This window comes from Streptomyces sp. PL-29, from assembly GCF_058344425.1.
Window position 1 is genome coordinate 2,241,428 of the sequence record NZ_CP136996.1, and the last position, 20,746, is coordinate 2,262,173.

Genomic DNA, 20,746 nt, shown 5'->3' on the forward strand with positions numbered 1-20,746 from the left:
TGCGCCCCCGGTTCCGCCCGGGGTCTGCCGCGTGGACGGGGCGTCGCCTCTGGTGACCGGCCGGCGAGCGGGACCGGCCGGGGCACCGCCGCCCCACCCGCCCGCCGCGGAGCCCGGCGGGGCGGCCGGTATCGACGGCCCCGCGGTGGCCGCACGGCGTACGGATCCGGCCGCCGGGAGCGACGGGGTCGGCGTGGTGGGCGGTGGCGTCTGCGGTCGGGACGGCGGCCGCCCGCCCGGGTGGCCGCGGAACGGAGCCGTGGAACGGCGGAACCCCGCCCCGCCGGAAGGCGGAGCGGGGTTCACCTGCGCGTGGTCAGCGGCCCGCGCGGTTGACGGCGGAGATGACCGCCTTCAGGGAGGCGCGGGTGGTGTTGGCGTCGATGCCGATGCCCCACAGGACACGGCCGTCGATCGCGCACTCGATGTAGGAGGCGGCCACGGCCGACGCGCCCTCGCTCATGGTGTGCTCGGTGTAGTCCAGCAGGCGGGCGTCGACCCCGATGCCGGCCAGCGCGTCGAAGAAGGCCGAGATCGGGCCGTTGCCCGTGCCGTTCAGGACCGTCTCGACGCCGTCCACGACCGCCTCGACGGTCAGCGTGTCCGTGCCGTCCTTGTCGGTGGCCGTCGAGCCGGAGCGCAGCTGGATGCGGCCCCACGGGTTCTCGGAGTTCGGCAGGTACTCGTCGCAGAACACGTCCCAGATCGCCTTCGGCGTGACCTCGCCGCCCTCGGCGTCGGTCTTGGTCTGGATGATCTTCGAGAACTCGATCTGCATGCGGCGCGGCAGGTCCAGCTTGTGGTCGTTCTTCAGGACGTACGCGATGCCGCCCTTGCCGGACTGCGAGTTGACCCGGATGACCGCCTCGTAGGAGCGGCCGACGTCCTTGGGGTCGATGGGCAGGTACGGAACCGCCCACTCGAGATCGTCGACGGTGACGCCCGGGCCCTGGGCGGCCGCGTCGGCCTCCATGGCGTCGAAGCCCTTCTTGATGGCGTCCTGGTGGGAGCCGGAGAAGGCGGTGTAGACCAGGTCGCCCGCGTAGGGGTGGCGCGGGTGGACCGGCATCTGGTTGCAGTACTCGCTGGTGCGGCGGATCTCGTCGATCTGCGAAAAGTCGATCTGCGGGTCGATGCCCTGGGAGAACAGGTTCATGCCCAGCGTGATCAGGTCGACGTTGCCGGTGCGCTCGCCCTGCCCGAACAGGCAGCCCTCGATGCGGTCGGCGCCGGCCATCAGGGCCAGCTCGGCGGCCGCGACGGCGGTGCCGCGGTCGTTGTGCGGGTGCACCGAGATGCAGATGTGCTCGCGGCGGGTGAGGTGGCGGGCCATCCACTCGAAGCGGTCCGCGTGGGTGGACGGCGTCGAACGCTCCACGGTGGCGGGCAGGTTCAGGATGATCTCGCGGCCCTCGGAGGGCTGCCAGACGTCGCAGACGGCCTCACAGACCTCCAGGGCGAAGTCCAGCTCGGTGTCGGTGAAGATCTCCGGGCTGTACTGGTAGCCGAAGATGGTCTCCGGGCCCAGCAGCTTCTCGGCGTACTCCATGACCAGGCGGGTGCCGTCGACCGCGATCTGCTTGATCTGCTCCTTGGAGCCGCGGAAGACGACCCGGCGGAAGGTGGGTGCGGTCGCGTTGTACAGGTGCACGGTGGCGCGCCTGGCCCCGATCAGGGACTCCACGGTCCGCTCGATCAGGTCCTCACGGGCCTGGGTCAGTACGGAGATGGTGACGTCGTCCGGGATCGCACCCTCTTCGATGATGGAGCGCACGAACGCGAAGTCGGTCTCGCCGGAGGACGGGAAGCCGACCTCGATCTCCTTGTAGCCCATGCGCACCAGCAGGTCGAACATCTCGCGCTTGCGGGCGGGGGTCATGGGGTCGATCAGCGACTGGTTGCCGTCCCGCAGGTCGGTGGACAGCCAGCGGGGGGCCTTGGTGACACGGGCGTCGGGCCAGGTGCGGTCCGGGATGTCCACCTGTTCGTACCGGCCGTACTTGTGGATCGGCATCCCGGAGGACTTCTGGGTGTGGGTCGCGTTCGTGATGGGCGTGGGGCGACCGACAAAAGGCTGCTGGCTCATGGTGTGGGGCTCCTCGCGTGTCCGCGGTAGTTCGCTGGGACGGCCGACGGCGGTAGTGAAAACCGCAACACCAAACTCCGCGGGGAGGGGGCCGGCCTACGACTACAGACCCTCGCCGCGGCAGCTAAGGAGAAGCAGCCCGAAACGCATGATGGGCCGAGCCTAGCCGAGCCGCGCCGTGACGCGAGGACCTGTTTCAGTATGCAAGACCCGCGCGTCCGATTTGCACCAAATGTGAGCCAAGCCTCTTCCCCTCCGACCGAGTCGGGGTGATCGCCCGAAAGCCCCCCGACCCCGCCGTGCGATGACACCAGGCACGTTTCTGCGGCGGGGCGGGGTGACACAACCGAATGAATCATGGTTGCAGCTAGTGACACCGACGTGACTCGGTGCCACATTGCCGGGCATGGACGCCTCCCACGCTCACCGCCACCCCGTCTTCTGCACGGTCGTGCCGCCGTACCTCCTCGACAGGGCCGCCCTGTCCGGGGACACCCGGCGCGCCGACCTGGCCCAGCGCACCCTCGAACGCGACTCCCTGCTGCGCACCCGGCGCCAGGTCACCGCCGTGCGCGGGATCGCTGCCGCGCTCGCCGCGCCGGCGGGCGACGGCCCGCAGCGGACGATCTTCGACGCCGGGCACCGTACGCAGCTCCCCGGGACGAAGGTCCGCGAGGAGGGCGACCCGCCGGGCAAGGACGCCACCGTCAACCGCGCCCACGCGGGGCTCGGGGCGACGTACGAACTGTTCCTGAAGGCCTTCGGGCGCCGCTCGATCGACGACTCCGGACTCCCGCTGGACGCCACCGTCCACTACGGCGAGGACTACAACAACGCCTTCTGGGACGGGCAGCGGATGGTCTTCGGTGACGGCGACGGGGACCTCTTCCTCGACTTCACCGTGTCGGTGGACGTCATCGGGCACGAGCTGACCCACGGCGTCACCCAGTACACGGCGAACCTGCGCTACCGCGGCCAGTCGGGCGCACTGAACGAGTCCATGTCGGACGTCTTCGGCTCCCTGATCAAGCAGTACTCGCTGGAGCAGGCGGCCGACGAGGCCGACTGGCTGATCGGAGCCGGACTGCTCGGCCCCAGCGTGACGGGGGTCGCGCTGCGCTCGATGAAGGCGCCCGGCACCGCGTACGACGACGACGAGCTCGGCAAGGACCCCCAGCCGGCCACCATGGACGACTACGTCAACACCCACAGCGACAACGGCGGGGTGCACATCAACTCCGGCATCCCCAACCACGCCTTCTACATCGCGGCGACCGAGCTCGGCGGCAAGGCCTGGGAGCGGGCGGGACAGATCTGGTACGACACCCTGACCGGCGGGGACCTCACCCCGAGGGCCGACTTCGCGGACTTCGCCCGCCTCTCGACGGCGGCCGCCGCCACTCGGTACGGAGACGGAGGGGCCGAGCACCAGGCGCTGCAGAAGGCGTGGTCGCTCGTGGGCGTCCCGTTCGCGGGGTAGGGGTAGACGACTCCCATGCGGATTCTGGTGGTACGGACGGGCGGCTTCGCGGGCATCGAGCGACGGGCCGAGGTGGACACCACCGGCATGCCGGACGAGGCCGAGTGGCAGGCCCTGGCCCAGCTCGCGCTGCACCCCGGCCCGCCCGGCGACCCCGCCGAGCGGGTGCGGGACGGCTTCTCGTACCGGATCACGGTGGACGGGCGGACGGTCTCCTGCGCCGAGCCGCGCCTGTCGGAGGCCCAGCGGGCACTGATCTCCCGCGTGCTGAAAGAAGGTGCCTGAGGACGGGCCTCTTTGCTTGGATGACCGGATGACCAAACCCGTGATCGACTCCACGCTGGCCGAGCTGGAACGGTACTACGACGCCGTACCCCGGGTGGGTGGCGCCCGGGCCGAGGACTTCGGGCCGCTGACCCTGTTCGTCCAGGAGGGCGAGGGCTGGCCGTACTATGCGCGGCCCGCGCTCGGCAGCAACGGAGCGACCGCCGCGGACGTGGAGCGGGTGCTCGATCGCCAGCGTGAGCTCGGCGTGCCCGAGGCCTTCGAGTGGGTCGCCGAGACCAGCCCCGCACTGCGCGCCGCTGCGGAGGAGGCGGGGCTCCGCGTCCACGCCCACCCGCTGATGGTGCTGGAGGCCGGCGAGGAGCCGCCCCCGCACCCGGAGGTGCGGCTGCTCGACGCCGGGGACCCGCTGTTGGCGGCCGCGCTGATGGTGCCGGCGCTGGCCTTCTCGGCCCCGGGGACCGCGGTGGGCGAGGCAGGTCCGGCGGAACTGGCGGCCGCGCTGGCGGACCCGTCGGTGGAGACCCGCCGGGCGAGCGTCTCGGCGAGGCTCGCGGCGGGCACCTCGGGGATGGCCGCGGCCGTGCGCGACGGCGTGGTGCTGTGCTCGGGCATGTTCAACCCGGTCGGGGACGTCGCCGAGGTCGTGGGCGTCGGCACCCTGCCGTCCGCCCGCCGCCAGGGCCTGGCCCTCGGCGTCACGGCGGCGCTCGTCGCACAGGCCCGCGCGCGGGGTGCCCGTACGGTCTTCCTCTCGGCCGGTGACGAGGACGTGGCCCGGATCTACCGCCGCGTCGGCTTCCAGCGGGTGGGCACGGCCCTGATCGCGGAGCCGTCGCCATGATGCGCCTGCTCGGCCGGCTGAGGGCGGCACTCGGAGCACCGGCGCCCGCCCCGACGGCCGGAGGGTGGCCCACGCCGGGGCCCGCGCCGGACCACCCGCCGCTGACCGAGGCCGAGGTGGCCGAGGCGGAGGCCGAACTGGGGATCCGCTTCCCGCCCGCCTACCGCGCGTACCTGACCGAGGTGAGCTCGGGCGGCCGCGTGCACCGCCTGGCCCGGGGCCCCGCCGGGTGGTGGTGGGAGGGGAACGGCGACACGCGGCGGGACCTGCTTCCCGTGCCCTTCCCGCATCCCGACTCCTACGCGGCCGAGGACGACGAGCTGTGGGCCCGGATGCCGCAGAGGGCGGACTTCCCGGACGACGCGGCCCACCAGGCCGCCCTGCGGGCCTGGGACGAGGACGAGGCCCACTACGAGTTCGAGGAGCGCAAGACGGCCGGCGCCGTCGTCCTCCAGGAGAACGGCTGCGGCTTCTCCACGCTGCTCGCGCTCACGGGGCCGCTGGCCGACACGGTGTGGTGGGACGGCCGCGCCACCTGTGACCTGATCGTGCCGCTGTCATTCGACCACCCCCGCGGCGCGCCCCCGCTGACCTTCCGGGAGTGGCGGGAGATGGGCCTGACGGACCCCTCGCGCCTGCTCGGACCCGACTGGGGCGCGCCGGCGGACTTCTGACCGCACCCGGCACCCGTTTGCTGGTTCGGCAAGAATGTTTGCCGGAGGGGGTGGGGTGGGCGCAGCATCGGGGTACCGGACCCCGAGCGGAAGAGGATCCCATGCCGCAGCACGGCCACACGCACGAGAACGACCACGGAATCGACCACGAGAGCGCGCACGAGAACGCCCCCGTCGCCGGCAGCGCGGAGTTCTGGGACGGGCGCTACAGCGAGAGCACGCGCATCTGGAGCGGCAAGCCGAACGCCCTCCTGGTCCGCGAGGCCGAGGACCTCGTTCCCGGCCGGGCGCTCGACCTCGGCTGCGGAGAGGGTGCCGACACGGTCTGGCTGGCCCGCCGCGGGTGGCGCGTCACCGCCACCGACATCTCGACGGTGGCCCTCGGTCGGGCCGCGGAGCACGCCGCCGAGGCCGGGGTCGGCGAACGCGTCGAATGGCAGCAGCACGACTTCGCGCGGTCCTTCCCCGAGGGGGAGTTCGACCTCGTCTCGGCGTGCTTCCTGCACAGCCACGGCGACTTCCCGCGTGAACGGATCCTGCGCAGGGCCGCCGCCGCCGTCGCCCCCGGCGGGACCCTCCTCGTGGTGGGCCACGCGGGAGGGCCGTCGTGGAACCCGGAGGCCCTCGCGGACATCCACTTCCCCACCCCGGAGGAAGTCCTCGCACAGCTGGAGCTGCCGGAGGGCGGCTGGGAGGTCCTGACCGCGGCGGAGCACGTCCAGCCCATGACCGACCCCGAGGGTCGTCCCGGGACCCGCCCCGACAACGCCCTCAAAATCCGGCGCGTCGTCTGAAGGCAGGGTGCCCGGGGCGTGGGCGGGCCGCCGGTCAGAAGCCGAGCTTGCGCAGCTGCTTGGGGTCCCGCTGCCAGTCCTTGGCGACCTTCACGTGCAGGTCGAGGAAGACGGGAGTCCCGAGCAGCGCCTCGATGTGCTTGCGCGACTTCATCCCGACCTCCTTCAGGCGGGAGCCCTTCGGGCCGATGATGATGCCCTTCTGGCTCGGCCGCTCGATGTAGACGTTGGCGTGGATGTCAAGGAGCGGGCGGTCCGCCGGGCGGTTCTCGCGCGGGATCATCTCCTCGACGACCACGGCGATGGAGTGCGGGAGCTCGTCCCGCACGCCCTCCAGCGCCGCCTCGCGGATCAGCTCCGCGACCATGACCATCTCGGGTTCGTCGGTGAGGTCGCCCTCCGGGTACAGCGGCGGGGACTCCGGCAGCAGCGGCGCGATCAGGTCCGCCAACAGCTGCACCTGGCTGTCGCCGACCGCCGAGACGGGGACGATCTCGGCCCACTCGAAGCCCAGCTCCTCGGCGAGCCGGTGGACGGCGATGAGCTGCTCGCCCACCACCTTCGACTCGACGAGGTCGGTCTTGGTGATGATGGCGATCTTGGGGGTCTTCTTGATCCCCGCGAGCTCCTTGGCGATGAACTTGTCGCCGGGGCCGAGCTTCTGGTCGGCCGGCAGGCAGAAGCCGATGACATCGACCTCGGCCCAGGTGGTGCGTACGACGTCGTTGAGGCGCTCGCCGAGGAGGGTGCGCGGCTTGTGCAGACCGGGCGTGTCGACGAGGACGAGCTGCGCGTCGGGGCGGTGCACGATGCCGCGGACGGTGTGCCGGGTGGTCTGCGGCCGGTTGGAGGTGATCGCGACCTTCGTGCCCACGAGTGCGTTGGTGAGGGTCGACTTCCCGGCGTTGGGACGGCCGACGAAGCAGGCGAAACCCGCACGGTGCGGGACGGTGGACTCGGGGGAACGATCGCTCATACGGGCCATTCTCCCCGATGCGACCCCCAGCGCCGACCAGACCGGGGCGGTGACGGCGAGCACAGCCGTGAGCCGCGGGTGCGCGACCCGGGCGGGAGGCCCTGCGCCGCGGTCCCGGCGGACCGCGCGTGCACGGTCGTCCGGGCCCCTTCCGCCACGGGCGGGCCGTCGGGCGGGCCGTCGGGCGGGGTGTACGCCGGCACGTGCGGGGTGACTTCGGCGACGCGGGCGGTTCCGGGGCCGCGCAGGTGACCGGTGCGGGAGCGCAGGGGACCGGGACCGGGGCGATCCTGCCAGGGGCGATCCTGCCAGGGGCGTTGACGGTGGGGGTCCCGGTCGTGGGAGGGGCGGGCGGGGGACGGCGGACAGGGGCGCCCCGGCCGGGGCGCGAGGCGTTGCGCCGCCGGGCCCCCAGCCTTCACCCGCCTCCTCCCCCGTCCCCGCCTTCTCCGGTGGCTCGGAAGGTGCGCCGGTAGGCCGTCGGGGTCACGCCCAAGGCCGCCTGCACGTGCTTGCGCAGGGACTGCGCCGTCCCGAAGCCGCTCTCCCGCGCGACCTGCTCCATCGACAGCTCCGTCCGCTCCAGCAGCCGCCGTGCCCGCTCCACCCGCCGACCGGTGATCCACTGGCCGGGGCTGACGCCCGCCTCCTCGCGGAAGCGGCGCGTGAAGGTCCGTACCGACATGGCCTCCTGCCGGGCCATGTCGGTGAGCCGGAGCGGCTCGTGCAGCCGGTCCAGCACCCAGGCCCGGGCCGCCGAGGTGGTCGCGAGCTGCGGCTCCGGCACCGGGCGGTCGACGAACTGGGCCTGCCCGCCCTCACGGTGGGGCGGTACGACGGTCCGCCGGGCGGCCTCGTTCGCGACGGCCGCTCCGTGGTCACGGCGCACGATGTGCAGGCACAGGTCGATGCCTGCGGCGACGCCCGCCGAGGTCAGCACGTCCCCGTCGTCGGTGTAGAGCACGTCGGGGTCCACCCTCACGGCGGGGAAGAGCCGCTGGAAGTGCTCGGCGGAGGCCCAGTGGGTGGTGGCCCGCCGGCCGTCGAGGAAGCCGGCGGCGGCCAGCACGTAGCCGCCCGTGCAGATCGAGACGAGCCGGGTGCCGGGCCTGATGTGCGCGAGGGCCGCGGCGAGCTCGCCGGTCAGTCTGCCCTCCTCGTGGACCGGGCCCAGCTCGTACGAGGCGGGCACGACCACTGTGTCGGCGGTGGCGAGCAGCTCGGGGCCTCGCGCGACGTGGACGGCGAAGTCGGCGTCCGTGGGCACCGGGCCGGGAGCGAGCCCACAGGTGCGGATCTCATAGAGCGGCTGTCCGGCCCTGTCCCTGGCCCGGCCGAAGATGCGGTGGGGGATGCCGAGCTCGAAGGGCAGCAGCCCCGGCAGGGCCAGGACGACCACGCGGTGCGGCGGAGCTTCCATGGCCCGATCGTATCGAAGTATGACAGTCGGGCCACTGTCGTAGGCTGCCCCGTCGGCCGGAGGCTGTCGGCGTGACCCAGACAGCCCCCACCCCCGGCACCCTCCCCGCCCCCGCCCCGCGGCGGACCGGCCGTGTGCACCGAGCCTGGTACGTCGCCTCCGTCACCTTCGTGACGATCATCGGCGCCGCCGGATTCGCCTCCCTGCCCGGACTGCTCATCGAGCCGCTGCATGAGGAGTTCGACTGGTCGGGAGGCACCATCGGCGCGGCCGTCTCGGTGAACCTGGCCCTCTACGGCATCACCGCGCCCTTCGCTGCGGCGCTGATGGACCGCTTCGGCATCCGCAGGGTCGTGGCGGTGGCCCTGACCGTCATCGCGGTCGGTGCGGCGGCCACGGTGTGGATGACCGCGCCCTGGCAGCTGGTGCTGTGCTGGGGCGTGCTGGTGGGGCTGGGCAGCGGCTCGATGGCCCTGGCGTTCGCCGCGACGGTGACCGGTCGCTGGTTCACCGCCCGGCGCGGCCTGGTCACCGGCATCCTGACCGCCGCCGGGGCCTCGGGGCAGCTGGTCTTCCTGCCGCTGCTGGCCTGGCTGGTGGACCGCCACGGCTGGCGCCCGGCGACGGTGACGGTCGCCGTGGCCGCGCTGGCCGTCGTCCCCTTCGTCTGGCTGCTGCTGCGCGACCACCCCGCGGACGTCGGGCTCGCACCGTACGGCGGCACGTACGCGCCCCGGCCCGCCCCGGCCGCGGGTGCGGCCCGGCGGGCGCTGAAGGTCCTCGCCGACGCGGCCCGGAGCGGCCCCTTCTGGCTGCTCGCGGGCACCTTCGCGATCTGCGGTGCCTCGACCAACGGACTGGTGCGGACACACTTCGTGCCGGCCGCGCACGACCACGGCATGCCGGTGACGGCGGCCGCGGGGCTGCTGGCGGTGATCGGCGTCTTCGACGTGGTCGGCACGGTCGCGTCGGGCTGGTTCACCGACCGCTTCGAGCCCCGGCGGCTGCTGGCCGTCTACTACGCCCTGCGCGGGGTGTCGCTGCTGTTCCTGCCGATCCTGCTGGCGCCGTCGGTGCGGCCGCCGCTGGTCTTCTTCATCGTCTTCTACGGTCTGGACTGGGTCGCGACGGTTCCCCCGACGATCGCCCTGTGCCGCGAGCACTACGGCGACGACGGCGCGATCGCGTTCGGCTGGGTACTGGCCTCGCACCAGATCGGTGCGGCGGTGGTGGCCTTCCTGGGCGGCCTGGTCCGCGACCTCACGGGCTCGTACGACGTGGTCTGGTACGCCTCGGGCGCGCTGTGCGCGGTGGCGGCGCTGATGGCGATGGTCATCCGCCGGCGGCCTCCCGGCGGGGCGCGCCACACGTGACGGCGGCGGTGCCGGGCCGGGCCCGGCCCCGTCGGCGGCGCGGGGCCCGGGGCGCGATCTTGGGGAACCGGGCGTCCGCCGGGCAGGGCGGGCCCGGATCGGACCCGCGCCCCACCCGTCGGCGAGGCCGGACCGGCGGCTACGCCCCGGCCGGGGTGGTGGACTTCAGGGTGCCGTCGGGGGCAGCCAGGAGCACCGGGGTGCCCGGGCCGCCGAGGTCGCGGACGGCGGCGCGGTCCGCGTCGGCCGGAGCCTCCGCGGCGCTCACGACGGCGGCGGCCTCCAGCGACCGGGCCCCGCTCGCCACGGCCATCGCGACCGCGGTCTGCAGCGCGCTCAGCTTCAGGGAGTCGAGCTCCACCGTGCCCGCGACGTACGTCCGTCCCGTCTCGTCCCGCACCGCCGCCCCCTCGGGCACCCCGTTGCGGGCCCGGGCGCTGCGCGCCAGGGTGATGATCTTGCTGTCCTCGGGGTCGATCCCGGTGCTCTCCGTCATGGTCGAAAGCATAGGGAGCCCCCGCCCAGGGCGCGCAACGCCCCCGCCGCGGCCGGGACCGGGCCCGGATCAGGGCCGGTCGAGCTTCAGCCGCTCCGCCCGCGGCAGCCCCGCCACCACCAGGTCGTAGGAGTCCTCGACGAGCTCGCGCAGCATCGCGTCGGGAATCCCGCCCACGGTGACCGTGTTCCAGTGCCGCTTGTTCATGTGGTAGCCCGGCGCGATCGCCTCGTGCTCCTCGCGGAGCCGCACCGCCAGCTCCGGCTCGCACTTGAGGTTGACCGTCAGCGGCTCGGCGTCCAGCCGGCTGAGCGCGAACATCTTGCCCCTCACCTTGAACACCGAGGTCTCCGGGGTGAAGGGGAACTCCTCCACCGCCGCGTTGAAGCCCAGACAGAACTCCCGCAGCTGCTCCGGGGTCATTCCCCCTCCTCCCCCGCGGCCTCCGCCGCGGCGACCGGTTCCACCAGTACCGTCACGATCCTGTTCCGCCGGCCCGCCGGAGCCTCGGCCGTCAGCCGCAGGGGACGGCCGTCGGGCAGTTCGACCAGGGCCGAGGCACCCGCGATCGGCACCCGGCCCAGCGCCTTCGCCAGCAGCCCGCCGACCGTCTCGACGTCCTCGTCGTCGAAGGCCTCGACCTTGAACAGTTCACCGAGGTCGGTGATGTCCAGGCGCGCCGTGACCCGGTAGCGGTCCTCGCCCAGGTCCTCGACCGGCGGGAGCTCCCGGTCGTACTCGTCCGTGATCTCACCGACGATCTCCTCGAGGATGTCCTCGATGGTGACGATGCCGGCCGTGCCGCCGTACTCGTCGATCACGACGGCCACATGGTTGCGCACCTGCTGCATCTCGCGCAGCAGATCGCCCGCGTTCTTGGTGTCCGGAACGAAGACGGCCGGCCGCATCGCCGTCGACACCAGGTCGGCCTCGGACTCCCGGTTGATGTGCGTCTTGCGGACCAGGTCCTTCAGGTAGACGATCCCGACGATGTCGTCCTCGTTCTCCCCGGTGACCGGGATGCGCGAGAAGCCGGACCGCAGGGCGAGGGTGGTCGCCTGACGCACCGTCTTGTAGCGCTCGATGCAGACCAGGTCGGTGCGCGGCACCATCACCTCGCGCACGAGGGTGTCACCGAGCTCGAAGATCTGGTGCACCATGCGGCGCTCGTCGTCCTCGATGAGCGACTCCTTCTCGGCGAGGTCGACCATCGCCCGCAGCTCGGCCTCGGAGGCGAAGGGGCCCTTGCGGAAGCCCTTGCCGGGGGTGAGCGCGTTGCCGACGAGGATCAGCAGCTGCGGGATCGGCCCCATGATCCTGGCGAGCGGTACCAGGACGTAGGCCGCCGCGGTCGCCGTGTTCAGCGGGTGCTGGCGGCCGATCGTGCGGGGGGAGACGCCCACGGCGACGAAGGAGACCAGCACCATCACGGCGATGGCCACGAGCAGCGCGGTCCAGTTCTCGCCGAACTCGTCGAGGCAGACGTAGGTGACGAGGACCCCGGCCGCCATCTCGCAGGTGACCCGGACCAGCAGCGCCACGTTGAGATAGCGGGTCGGGTCGCCGGCGACCTGGGCGAGCTTCTCGCTGCCGCGCCTGCCCTCCCGTACGGCCTGCTCGGCGCGGAAGATCGAGATGCGGGCGATGCCGGACTCCGCGCACGCCGCGAACCAGGCCACGACCACCAGCAGCACCGCGCCGGTGATCAGTTGCGGGGCGCTCACGAGACGGTGGGGGCCGGGGACGGGCCGGTCAGCCCGCGCTCACCGCGCCAGCTGTCCACGATAGCCGCCTGGAGGCCGAACATCTCGGCCTTCTCGTCCGGCTCCTCGTGGTCGTAGCCGAGCAGGTGCAGCACTCCGTGGACGGTCAGGAGCTGGAGCTCCTCGTCCATGGAGTGCTGCGTCGGGGCTTCCTCGCCCTGCTTCTTCGCGACCTCGGGACAGAGCACGATGTCGCCGAGGAGCCCCTGCGGGGGCTCCTCGTCGTCCTTCGACGGCGGACGGAGCTCGTCCATCGGGAAGGACATGACGTCGGTCGGGCCCGGCAGGTCCATCCACTGGATGTGGAGCTGTTCCATGGCGTCCTCGTCGACGACGATGACGGAGAGCTCCGAGAGCGGGTGGATCCGCATCCGGGTGAGTGCGTAACGGGCGATGTCGAGGATCGCGTGCTCGTCGACCTCGGTTCCGGACTCGTTGTTGACGTCGATCGACATGGTGCGCTGGGTTCTACTTCCGCTGGTAGCCGTTGGCGGCCTGTTGGCCGTCGTCGTACTTCTCGTACGCGTCGACGATACGGCCGACCAGCTTGTGCCGGACGACATCCTCGGACGTGAGCCTCGAGAAGTGGATGTCCGGTACCCCGTCGAGGATTTCCTGGACCTGGCGCAGACCGCTCCTGGCCCCGCCGGGGAGGTCGATCTGGGTGATGTCACCGGTGATCACGATCTTCGAGTCGAAGCCGAGCCGGGTCAGGAACATCTTCATCTGCTCGGTGGTCGTGTTCTGGGCCTCGTCGAGGACCACGAACGCGTCGTTGAGCGTGCGGCCGCGCATGTACGCGAGCGGCGCGACCTCGATCGTGCCCGCCGCCATCAGCCGCGGGATCGAGTCGGGGTCGAGCATGTCGTGCAGCGCGTCGTAGAGCGGGCGCAGATACGGGTCGATCTTGTCGAAGAGGGTGCCGGGCAGGAAGCCGAGCCGCTCCCCCGCCTCGACGGCGGGCCGGGTCAGGATGATCCGGCTGACCTGCTTGGACTGGAGGGCCTGGACCGCCTTGGCCATGGCGAGGTAGGTCTTTCCGGTACCGGCGGGGCCGATGCCGAAGACGATCGTGTTCTTGTCGATCGCGTCGACGTACCGCTTCTGGTTGAGGGTCTTGGGGCGGATGGTGCGGCCGCGGTTGGAGAGGATGTTCTGGGTGAGCACCTCGGCGGGCGTCTCGGGCCCGTCGCCGTCGCCGTTCGCGCTCGCCTTGAGCATGGCGATCGAGCGTTCCACTGCATCCTCCGTCATCGGCTGCCCGGTGCGGAGCACCAGCATCATCTCGTCGAACAGTCGCTGGATCAGAGCGACTTCCGCCGCTTCCCCGATCGCGCTGACCTGGTTGCCCCGAACATGGATGTCGGCCTTCGGGAAGGCCTTCTCGATCACGCGCAACAGGACGTCGCCCGAGCCCAGCACCGTCACCATCGGGTGCGTCGCCGGTACGGTGAAGTGCGCTCGCGCCTGCCCCGGCGCGGGGATGTGGGCTGTCGATGTCTGAGTCATGGGCCGGCACTGTGGCCTGCGCACACCTCCCGCTGAGGGGCCGCGCCGATCGGCGGCCTCCGGAGTACCAAGCGTACGTCGCCGCCGCGCCGTCCCCGAGAGGTTTTCGGCCCCTCCCCTGCCGCCGGGCGGGCTCCGCGGTCCGCCGGCTACGCGGAGTGCCGGAAACCGATGGTCGGCACGGCCCGGCGCCGGGCGGCCGGGGTCGCGGCCGGCGGGATCAGGTCGTCCAGGAAGCCGTAGCGGCCGCGCAGCGCGTGCGGGGCGGCCCGCCACCAGTGGGCCACTTCGGGCCAGCCGGGGGCGGAGAGCGACCCTCCGAACTCCTGGACCGACAGGGCTGCGGTCAGCCCGGCGAAGGCCAGCCGGTCCGCCAGCGGCCAGCCCGCCAGGGTGCCGGTGACGAAGCCCGCCACGTAGACGTCGCCCGCTCCCGTCGGGTCCAGTGCCTCCACGGCGATCCCGGGGACGTGCGCACTCTCCCCGGTACGTCCGTCGACCGCGTACGAGCCCTCCGCGCCCATGGTCACCACCGCGATGGGCACCTTCCGGGCGAGTGCCCGGGCCGCCGCCCGCGGACAGTCGGTGCGCGTGTAGCGCATCGCCTCGCCCGCGTTCGGCAGGAAGGCCTCGCAGTGCTCCAGGTCGGCCAGGGCCCCCAGGTCCCACCGCCCGCTCTCGTCCCAGCCCACGTCCGCGAAGACGCGCGAACCGCGCCGGGCCGCCTCGCCGATCCACTCCTCGCCGCGGCCGGGCCCCAGGGATGCCACGGCGGCGCGGGCTCTCGGCGGGCACTGCGGGAAGGGCCCGGAGCCGGCCGGCGGCGGGGCCTCGTGGCCGTGCGAGACCATCGTGCGCTCGCCCTCGTAGGCCATCGAGACCGTGACGGGGCTGTGCCAGCCGGGGACGGTCCGGGACATGGACAGGTCGATGCCCTCGCCCTGTTCCAGGGCGTCCCAGCAGTACTCCCCGTAGTGGTCGTCGCCGAAGGCAGCGGCCAGCGAGGTGCGCAGACCCAGCCGGGCCAGGGCGGTGGCCATGTTGGCGACGCCGCCGGGACTCGAACCCATGCCGCGCGCCCAGGACTCCGTACCGCGGACCGGTGCCGAGTCCAGGCCGGTGAAGATGATGTCGAGGAAGACCGTACCGGTCAGGAAGACGTCGCAGCCCGGGTCCTCCGGGTCGCGCAGCGGACCGAGCGGGTCCACGGCTGCGGTGCGGCTGTCAGGGTCCCGACTGGTCACGGTGGTCTCCCCTGTTGATCTCGAAGGGCCGTTTCTCGGTGAAATCTGCGAGGCATCCCCACCCGGGGCGGGATCCAAACCCAGTGTGGCGCAGATCACCCACAACGTGCCGTGCGGCCCATGCTCGGGGAGCCGCGGAGGGTCGAGCCCGGGCACCGTGCCACCCGGGGCCGCCCGTGTCAGCCCCGCTTCGGCAGAGGCACCCGCGTCAGGTCCGCGGCCACGGTGAGTTCGCCCTCGAAACCCGCCGCCCGGGCCTGGCGCTCGAATGCGGCCGGGTCGGTGTAGCGCTGCGAGAAGTGCGTCAGCACGAGGTGCCGTACACCCGCGTCCCGCGCCGCCCGCGCCGCCTGGCCGGCGGTGAGGTGCCCGTGGTCGGTGGCCAGCCGTTCGTCCTCGTCGAGGAAGGTCGACTCGATCACCAGCATGTCGCAGCCCTCGGCGAGCTCGGTCACACCGGTGCAGAGCCGGGTGTCCATCACGAACGCGAAGCGCTGCCCGGGCCGTGGCTCGCTGACCTCCTCCAACGTGACGCCGCCGAGGTGCCCGTCCCGCTGGATCCGGCCCACGTCGGGGCCCTTGATCCCGTGCCGGGCGAGCAGTTCGGGCACCATCCGGCGCCCGTCGGGCTCGGTGATCCGGTAGCCGAAGGACTCCACCGGGTGCGAGAGCCGCCGGGTCTCCAGGACGTAGGAGACCCCATGCGCCACGGTTCCGTCCGCGGCCACCGGCTCCTCGCGGATCGGCACGGTCTCGCGGTAGGCCGTGGCGTACCGGAGCCGGTCGAAGAACTTCTGCCCCGACGCCGGGTAGTGCGCGGCGACCGGGTGCGGGACCTGGTCGAGGTTGATCCGCTGGATCACCCCGGCGAGGCCGAGGCTATGGTCACCGTGGAAATGGGTGATGCAGATCCGGTTGATGTCGTGCGCGGCCACCCCGGCACGCAGCATCTGCCGCTGCGTGCCCTCGCCCGGGTCGAAGAGGATGCCCTCGCCGTCCCAGCGCAGCAGGTAGCCGTTGTGGTTGCGGTGGCGGGTGGGCACCTGGCTGGCGGTGCCCAGCACCACGAACTCCCTGACGGACACGCGCTATCCCGGGGGCCACTGGAGGCCGCGGCCGCCCAGGACGTGCGCGTGGGCGTGCCATACGGTCTGGCCGGCCCCGGAGCCGGTGTTGAAGACGATCCGGTAGCCGTGGTCGTCGATCTTCTCGTCGGCGGCGACCCGTGCGGCCTCACGCAGTATGTCGGCGGCGACGCCCGGCTCGGCGGCCGCGAGCGACGCGGCGTCGGGGTAGTGCACCTTGGGGATGACGAGCACGTGTGTGGGCGCCTGCGGGTTGATGTCCCGGAAGGCGACGGTGGTTTCGGTCTCCCGGACCACGGTCGCCGGGATGGACCCCTCGACGATCTTGCAGAACAGGCAGTCGGCCTGCGGTTCCCCGGCCATTGCGCACCCTCCCGTGACGTTGATCGGTTTGGGCATCGTATCCAGCCGGGGCCGGCGGCGGGCGTGCGTTCCGGCCGGTCAGGCCCAGCGTCCCGTCAGGCCCAGCGTTTGATCAGGCCCAGCGTCCGGTCCGGGCCAGCAGGACCGCCACGGCCGCGGTGCCGGCCGTGGAGGTCCGCAGGACAGAACGGCCCAGGCGGTAGGGGTGCGCCCCCGCCGCGGCGAAGACCGCGAGCTCCTCCGGGGAGACCCCGCCCTCCGGGCCGACCACCAGGACGACGGAGCCGGTGACGGGCAGCTCGGCCGTGGCCAGGGCCTGCGAGGGGGTGTCGCGGTCCTCGTGCAGGACCATCGCCAGATCGGCGTCCGCCAGCAGCGCCGCGACCTGCTTCGTGGACAGGGCCTCGGCCACCTCCGGGAAGCGGACCCGGCGGGACTGCTTGCCCGCCTCGCGGGCCGTGGCCCGCCACTTGGCGAGGGACTTGGCCCCGCGGTCGCCACGCCACTGCGTGATGCAGCGCGAGGCCTGCCAGGGCACGATCGCGTCCACGCCGGTCTCGGTCATGGTCTCGACGGCCAGCTCGCCCCGGTCCCCCTTGGGCAGGGCCTGGACCACGGTGATGCGCAGCGCGGGCTCCTCCTCCCGCCCGGCGGCGGCGACCGCCACGACGAGTCGGTCCTTGCCCTCGGCCGCCTCGACCACCGCCTCCGCCCAGCCGCCGCGGCCGTCCGTCAGGACCACCTGCTCACCCGGGTTCAGCCGCTTCACGGACACCGCGTGCCGGCCCTCCGGGCCGTCCAGGACGAACTCCGCCCCCGCGGGGACCTCTTCGACCACGAACACCGGGGCCGTCATGACGCACTCCTCATCTTCATTTCCTTCAACATCGCCTGTGCCTGCGCCAGTTCGGCCGCCAGTACCTCCACCAGCTGCGCCGCCGGCAGCGCCCGCGCGAGCCGGTGCCCCTGGCCCGCCCACAGGGCCATGCCCTGCGGGTCGCCGGCCGCCGCGGCCGCCTTGCGCAGCCCCGAGGTCAGGTGGTGGACCTGGGGGTAGGCGGCCGGGGCGTAGGGGCCGTGCTCCCGCACGAAACGGTTGACCAGCCCCCGCGCCGGCCTCCCGGAGAAGGCCCGGGTCAGCTCCGTCCGGACGAAGAGCGGGTCGGTCAGCGCCTTCTTGTGCACGGGGTCGGCGCCCGACTCCGGACACGCCAGGAAGGCCGTCCCGAGCTGCGCCGCCGCCGCGCCGGCCGCCAGCAGGGCGGCGATCTGCGCGCCGCGCATGACCCCGCCCGCGGCGACGATCGGCAGGGCGACCGCCTCCCGTACCTGCGCCACCAGCGCCAGCAGTCCGACCGCCGCCGTGCCGTCCGTCTGCGGGTCGTCCCGGTGGGTGCCCTGGTGGCCGCCCGCCTCGACGCCCTGCACGCACACGGCGTCGGCGCCCGCCCGCTGGGCGCTGCGGGCCTCCTCGGCGGAGGTCGCCGTGACGATGGTGTGGGTCCCGGCCTTGCGCAGGGCGGCGAGGACCTCGGGGGCGGGACAGCCGAAGGTGAACGACACGACCGGGACCGGGTCCTCCAGCAGGATGGCGAGCTTGGCGTCGTAGCCGTCGTCGCTGGTGCCGATGACGTCCTCCTCGGCGAGCGAGATCTCGTACCAGCTGGCCTCGCCGGCCAGCTGCCCGCGGTACGCCTCCACCGCGGCCGGGTCGACGTACCCGGTCTGTGGCATGAAGAGGTTGACGCCGAAGCGGTGCCGGGTGAGCGCCCGCACCTGCTTGATCTCCTGGTACATCCCGTCGGCGGTCTTGTAGCCGCCGGCCAGGAAACCCAGCGCGCCCGCCTCGCACACGGCGGCGACGAGCGGCGGGCAGGAAGCGCCGCCGGCCATGGGAGCCTGCACGATCGGATGGAGGGAGAGACCGTTCGCGGCGGTGGACATGGCTGCATCGTGCCACGTCCCGCCCAGGGCGCCGAATCACCGCATTCGCCTGGCATAGTCCCGTTCCCGGCGGGCGGACGGCCGGCCTCGCGGGCACGCGAAGAGCCCGGCCCGGGGTGTCCCCGGACCGGGCTCGAAAGCGGCGTCCGCCGTGCGGTCAGCGACCGTTGAAAGCATCCTTCAGACGGCTGAAGAGGCCCTGCTGGCCCGGCGCGAACTGGCCCATGGGCCGCTCCTCACCGCGCAGCTTCGCCAGCTGGCGCAGCAGTTCCTCCTGCTGGGCGTCCAGCTTGGTCGGGGTGGTGACCTCGACGTGGACGATCAGGTCTCCGCGCCCGCCGCCGCGCAGGTGGGTGACGCCGCGCCCGTGCAGCGGGATCGCTTGGCCAGACCCGGTGCCGGGCCGGATGTCGATCTCCTCCAGGCCGTCCAACGTCTCCAGCGGACATTTGGTGCCGAGCGCGGCCGCCGTCATCGGGATGGTGACGGTGCAGTGCAGGTCGTCCCCGCGCCGCTGGAAGGTCGGGTGCGCCAGTTCGTGGATCTCCACGTACAGGTCGCCGGCGGGGCCGCCGCCGGGGCCGACCTCGCCCTCGCCCGCGAGCTGGATCCGGGTGCCGTTCTCCACACCGGCCGGGATCTTGACCGTGAGGCTGCGGCGGGAGCGGATCCGGCCGTCGCCCGCGCACTCGTGGCACGGGGTCGGGACGACGGTGCCGAAGCCCTGGCACTGGGGGCAGGGGCGCGAGGTCATGACCTGGCCCAGGAAGGACCGGGTGACCTGGGAGACCTCACCGCGTCCACGGCACATGTCGCAGGTCTGCGCCGAGGTCCCGGGGGCCGCGCCCTCACCGGAGCAGGTGGTGCAGACGACGGCCGTGTCGACCTGGATGTCCTTGGTCGTCCCGAAGGCCGCCTCGTCCAGCTCCAGGTCGAGGCGGATCATGGCATCCTGGCCGCGCCGGGTCCGCGAGCGCGGTCCGCGCTGCGAGGCCTGGCCGAAGAAGGCGTCCATGATGTCGGAGAAGTTGCCGAAGCCGCCCGCCCCGAATCCGCCGGCTCCGCCGCCGCCCGAGGAGGACAGCGGGTCGCCGCCGAGGTCGTAGACCTGCTTCTTCTGCGGGTCCGACAGCACCTCGTAGGCCGCGTTGATCTCCTTGAAGCGCTCCTGCGTCTTCGGGTCCGGATTCACATCCGGGTGGAGTTCACGCGCGAGGCGCCGGAAGGCCTTCTTGATCTCGTCCTGCGATGCGTCGCGGCGCACGCCGAGAACGGCGTAGTAGTCCGTGGCCACTTACGACTCCGCCAGGATCTGTCCGACGTAACGTGCCACTGCGCGTACCGCTCCCATCGTTCCGGGGTAGTCCATGCGGGTCGGTCCGACCACGCCGAGTTTGGCGACGGTTTCGCCGCCCGAACCGTAACCGACCGAGACGACCGACGTGGAGTTGAGCCCCTCGTAGGCGTTCTCGTGCCCGATCCTTACGGCCATTCCCGACTCGTTGGCCTCGCCGAGGAGCTTGAGGAGCACGACCTGCTCCTCCAGCGCCTCCAGCACCGGCCTGATCGTCAGGGGGAAATCGTGTCCGAAGCGGGTGAGATTGGCGGTACCGCCGATCATCAGCCGCTCCTCCGCCTCCTCGACCAGGGTTTCGAGGAGCGTCGAGAGCACGGTGGACACCGTGCCCCGGTCCTCGGCCTCGAAGGACTCGGGGAGGTCCTGGACGAGCGGGGGGACATCGGTGAAGCGCCGGCCGACGACCCGGCTGTTGAGCCGGGCCCGCAGGTCGGCCAGCGAGGCCTCGCCGAAGGGGCTCGGGCAGTCGACGAGCCGCTGCTCGACGCGCCCGGTGTCCGTGATCAGTACGAGCATCAGCCGCGCGGGGGCGAGCGAGAGCAGCTCCACGTGCCGGACGGTCGACCGGGTCAGGCTGGGGTACTGCACGACCGCGACCTGACGGGTGAGCTGCGCGAGCAGCCGCACCGTACGGCCGACGACGTCGTCGAGGTCGACGGCCCCGTCGAGGAAGTTCTGGATGGCGCGACGCTCGGGCGTCGACAGCGGCTTGACCCCCGCGAGCTTGTCGACGAAGAGGCGGTAGCCCTTGTCGGTGGGGATCCGGCCGGCGCTGGTGTGGGGCTGGGCGATGTAGCCCTCTTCCTCCAGCACCGCCATGTCGTTGCGCACGGTGGCGGGCGAGACGCCGAGCCGGTGCCGCTCGGTGAGCGCCTTGGAGCCGACCGGCTCCTCCGTCCCGACGTAGTCCTGGACGATGGCGCGCAGCACTTCGAGTCTGCGTTCGCTGAGCATCGCGCACACCTCCAGCCTGATCCGTTGCCGTGTTCTGCCGTGTTCTGCCGTTCGTTGGCACTCTGTGCGTTCGAGTGCCAGAGATCCCCCGCTCAGTGT

General features: G+C 72.5%; 21 protein-coding genes. 6 read left to right on the top strand and 15 right to left on the bottom strand.

The annotated features are described in order from the left end of the window. Nucleotides 1-316 precede the first annotated feature (316 nt). Nucleotides 317-2,086, bottom strand: a complete 1,770-nt coding sequence (leuA, locus tag R4Z63_RS10285; RefSeq protein ID WP_037923850.1) for a 2-isopropylmalate synthase — start codon at nucleotides 2,084-2,086, stop codon at nucleotides 317-319. Nucleotides 2,087-2,492: 406 nt separating this feature from the next. On the opposite strand from leuA, the gene R4Z63_RS10290 reads away from it, so the two are divergent. The 5 genes from R4Z63_RS10290 (at nucleotide 2,493) to R4Z63_RS10310 (ending at nucleotide 6,163) form a co-directional block, all read left to right on the top strand. Next, on the top strand, nucleotides 2,493-3,566 hold the full coding sequence (locus tag R4Z63_RS10290) for a M4 family metallopeptidase (protein ID WP_384451093.1): 1,074 nt from the start codon (nucleotides 2,493-2,495) through the stop codon (nucleotides 3,564-3,566). A 15-nt stretch (nucleotides 3,567-3,581) separates the two neighbouring features. Beyond that, nucleotides 3,582-3,851, top strand: a complete 270-nt coding sequence (locus R4Z63_RS10295; protein WP_037923846.1) for a protealysin inhibitor emfourin — start codon at nucleotides 3,582-3,584, stop codon at nucleotides 3,849-3,851. A 28-nt stretch (nucleotides 3,852-3,879) separates the two neighbouring features. Next, complete coding sequence (locus tag R4Z63_RS10300; RefSeq protein WP_384451090.1) at nucleotides 3,880-4,695, top strand: GNAT family N-acetyltransferase; 816 nt, start codon at nucleotides 3,880-3,882, stop codon at nucleotides 4,693-4,695. After that, nucleotides 4,692-5,369, top strand: coding sequence for an SMI1/KNR4 family protein (locus R4Z63_RS10305; protein WP_384451087.1), 678 nt, complete (start codon nucleotides 4,692-4,694; stop codon nucleotides 5,367-5,369). The genes R4Z63_RS10300 and R4Z63_RS10305 overlap by 4 nt, the downstream gene beginning before the upstream one ends. Before the next feature lie 101 nt (nucleotides 5,370-5,470). Then, the gene (locus tag R4Z63_RS10310; protein ID WP_384451084.1) at nucleotides 5,471-6,163 is read left to right on the top strand and encodes a class I SAM-dependent methyltransferase; all 693 of its coding nucleotides are present in this window, start codon (nucleotides 5,471-5,473) and stop codon (nucleotides 6,161-6,163) included. Between the two features lie 34 nt (nucleotides 6,164-6,197). Here the strand turns inward: R4Z63_RS10310 and era are convergent, their stop codons facing one another. After that, on the bottom strand, nucleotides 6,198-7,148 hold the full coding sequence (gene era / locus R4Z63_RS10315) for a GTPase Era (protein WP_037924391.1): 951 nt from the start codon (nucleotides 7,146-7,148) through the stop codon (nucleotides 6,198-6,200). A 409-nt stretch (nucleotides 7,149-7,557) separates the two neighbouring features. Beyond that, a complete protein-coding gene (locus R4Z63_RS10320) occupies nucleotides 7,558-8,559 on the bottom strand; it encodes a GlxA family transcriptional regulator (protein WP_384451081.1) in 1,002 nt (333 codons plus the stop codon). Between the two features lie 71 nt (nucleotides 8,560-8,630). Between R4Z63_RS10320 and R4Z63_RS10325 the strand changes: the two genes are divergently transcribed. Beyond that, the gene (locus R4Z63_RS10325; protein ID WP_384451078.1) at nucleotides 8,631-9,932 is read left to right on the top strand and encodes an MFS transporter; all 1,302 of its coding nucleotides are present in this window, start codon (nucleotides 8,631-8,633) and stop codon (nucleotides 9,930-9,932) included. A 139-nt stretch (nucleotides 9,933-10,071) separates the two neighbouring features. On the opposite strand, the gene R4Z63_RS10330 is transcribed toward R4Z63_RS10325, so the two are convergent. From R4Z63_RS10330 to hrcA, 12 genes are all read right to left on the bottom strand, one after another. Beyond that, nucleotides 10,072-10,440, bottom strand: coding sequence for a cytidine deaminase (locus R4Z63_RS10330; RefSeq protein ID WP_370466535.1), 369 nt, complete (start codon nucleotides 10,438-10,440; stop codon nucleotides 10,072-10,074). Between the two features lie 57 nt (nucleotides 10,441-10,497). After that, entirely contained in the window at nucleotides 10,498-10,851 is a 354-nt protein-coding gene (locus tag R4Z63_RS10335) for an MmcQ/YjbR family DNA-binding protein (protein WP_384451075.1), read from the bottom strand. Further along, a complete protein-coding gene (locus R4Z63_RS10340; protein ID WP_384451072.1) occupies nucleotides 10,848-12,152 on the bottom strand; it encodes a hemolysin family protein in 1,305 nt (434 codons plus the stop codon). The genes R4Z63_RS10335 and R4Z63_RS10340 overlap by 4 nt, the downstream gene beginning before the upstream one ends. Next, nucleotides 12,149-12,646, bottom strand: a complete 498-nt coding sequence (gene ybeY, locus R4Z63_RS10345) for an rRNA maturation RNase YbeY (RefSeq protein ID WP_037923832.1) — start codon at nucleotides 12,644-12,646, stop codon at nucleotides 12,149-12,151. Before ybeY ends, R4Z63_RS10340 begins: the two co-directional genes overlap by 4 nt. 13 nt (nucleotides 12,647-12,659) lie before the next feature. Next, the gene (locus tag R4Z63_RS10350) at nucleotides 12,660-13,700 is read right to left on the bottom strand and encodes a PhoH family protein (RefSeq protein WP_384451069.1); all 1,041 of its coding nucleotides are present in this window, start codon (nucleotides 13,698-13,700) and stop codon (nucleotides 12,660-12,662) included. 149 nt (nucleotides 13,701-13,849) lie between these two features. Continuing rightward, on the bottom strand, nucleotides 13,850-14,944 hold the full coding sequence (locus tag R4Z63_RS10355; protein WP_384451066.1) for a PfkB family carbohydrate kinase: 1,095 nt from the start codon (nucleotides 14,942-14,944) through the stop codon (nucleotides 13,850-13,852). Nucleotides 14,945-15,123: 179 nt separating this feature from the next. Continuing rightward, entirely contained in the window at nucleotides 15,124-16,029 is a 906-nt protein-coding gene (locus R4Z63_RS10360; RefSeq protein ID WP_384451063.1) for a ribonuclease Z, read from the bottom strand. Nucleotides 16,030-16,032: 3 nt separating this feature from the next. Next, nucleotides 16,033-16,392, bottom strand: a complete 360-nt coding sequence (locus tag R4Z63_RS10365) for a histidine triad nucleotide-binding protein (RefSeq protein WP_037923825.1) — start codon at nucleotides 16,390-16,392, stop codon at nucleotides 16,033-16,035. 112 nt (nucleotides 16,393-16,504) lie between these two features. Then, nucleotides 16,505-17,248 carry a 16S rRNA (uracil(1498)-N(3))-methyltransferase gene (locus R4Z63_RS10370; RefSeq protein WP_037923821.1) on the bottom strand — a complete coding sequence of 248 codons (744 nt, stop codon included), beginning with the start codon at nucleotides 17,246-17,248 and terminating at the stop codon, nucleotides 16,505-16,507. Then, the gene (locus R4Z63_RS10375) at nucleotides 17,245-18,336 is read right to left on the bottom strand and encodes a nitronate monooxygenase (protein ID WP_384451058.1); all 1,092 of its coding nucleotides are present in this window, start codon (nucleotides 18,334-18,336) and stop codon (nucleotides 17,245-17,247) included. The genes R4Z63_RS10370 and R4Z63_RS10375 overlap by 4 nt, the downstream gene beginning before the upstream one ends. Nucleotides 18,337-18,493: 157 nt before the next feature. Then, nucleotides 18,494-19,630, bottom strand: coding sequence for a molecular chaperone DnaJ (gene dnaJ, locus R4Z63_RS10380; protein ID WP_037923817.1), 1,137 nt, complete (start codon nucleotides 19,628-19,630; stop codon nucleotides 18,494-18,496). Beyond that, on the bottom strand, nucleotides 19,631-20,647 hold the full coding sequence (hrcA, locus tag R4Z63_RS10385) for a heat-inducible transcriptional repressor HrcA (protein WP_037923815.1): 1,017 nt from the start codon (nucleotides 20,645-20,647) through the stop codon (nucleotides 19,631-19,633). Nucleotides 20,648-20,746 lie beyond the last annotated feature (99 nt).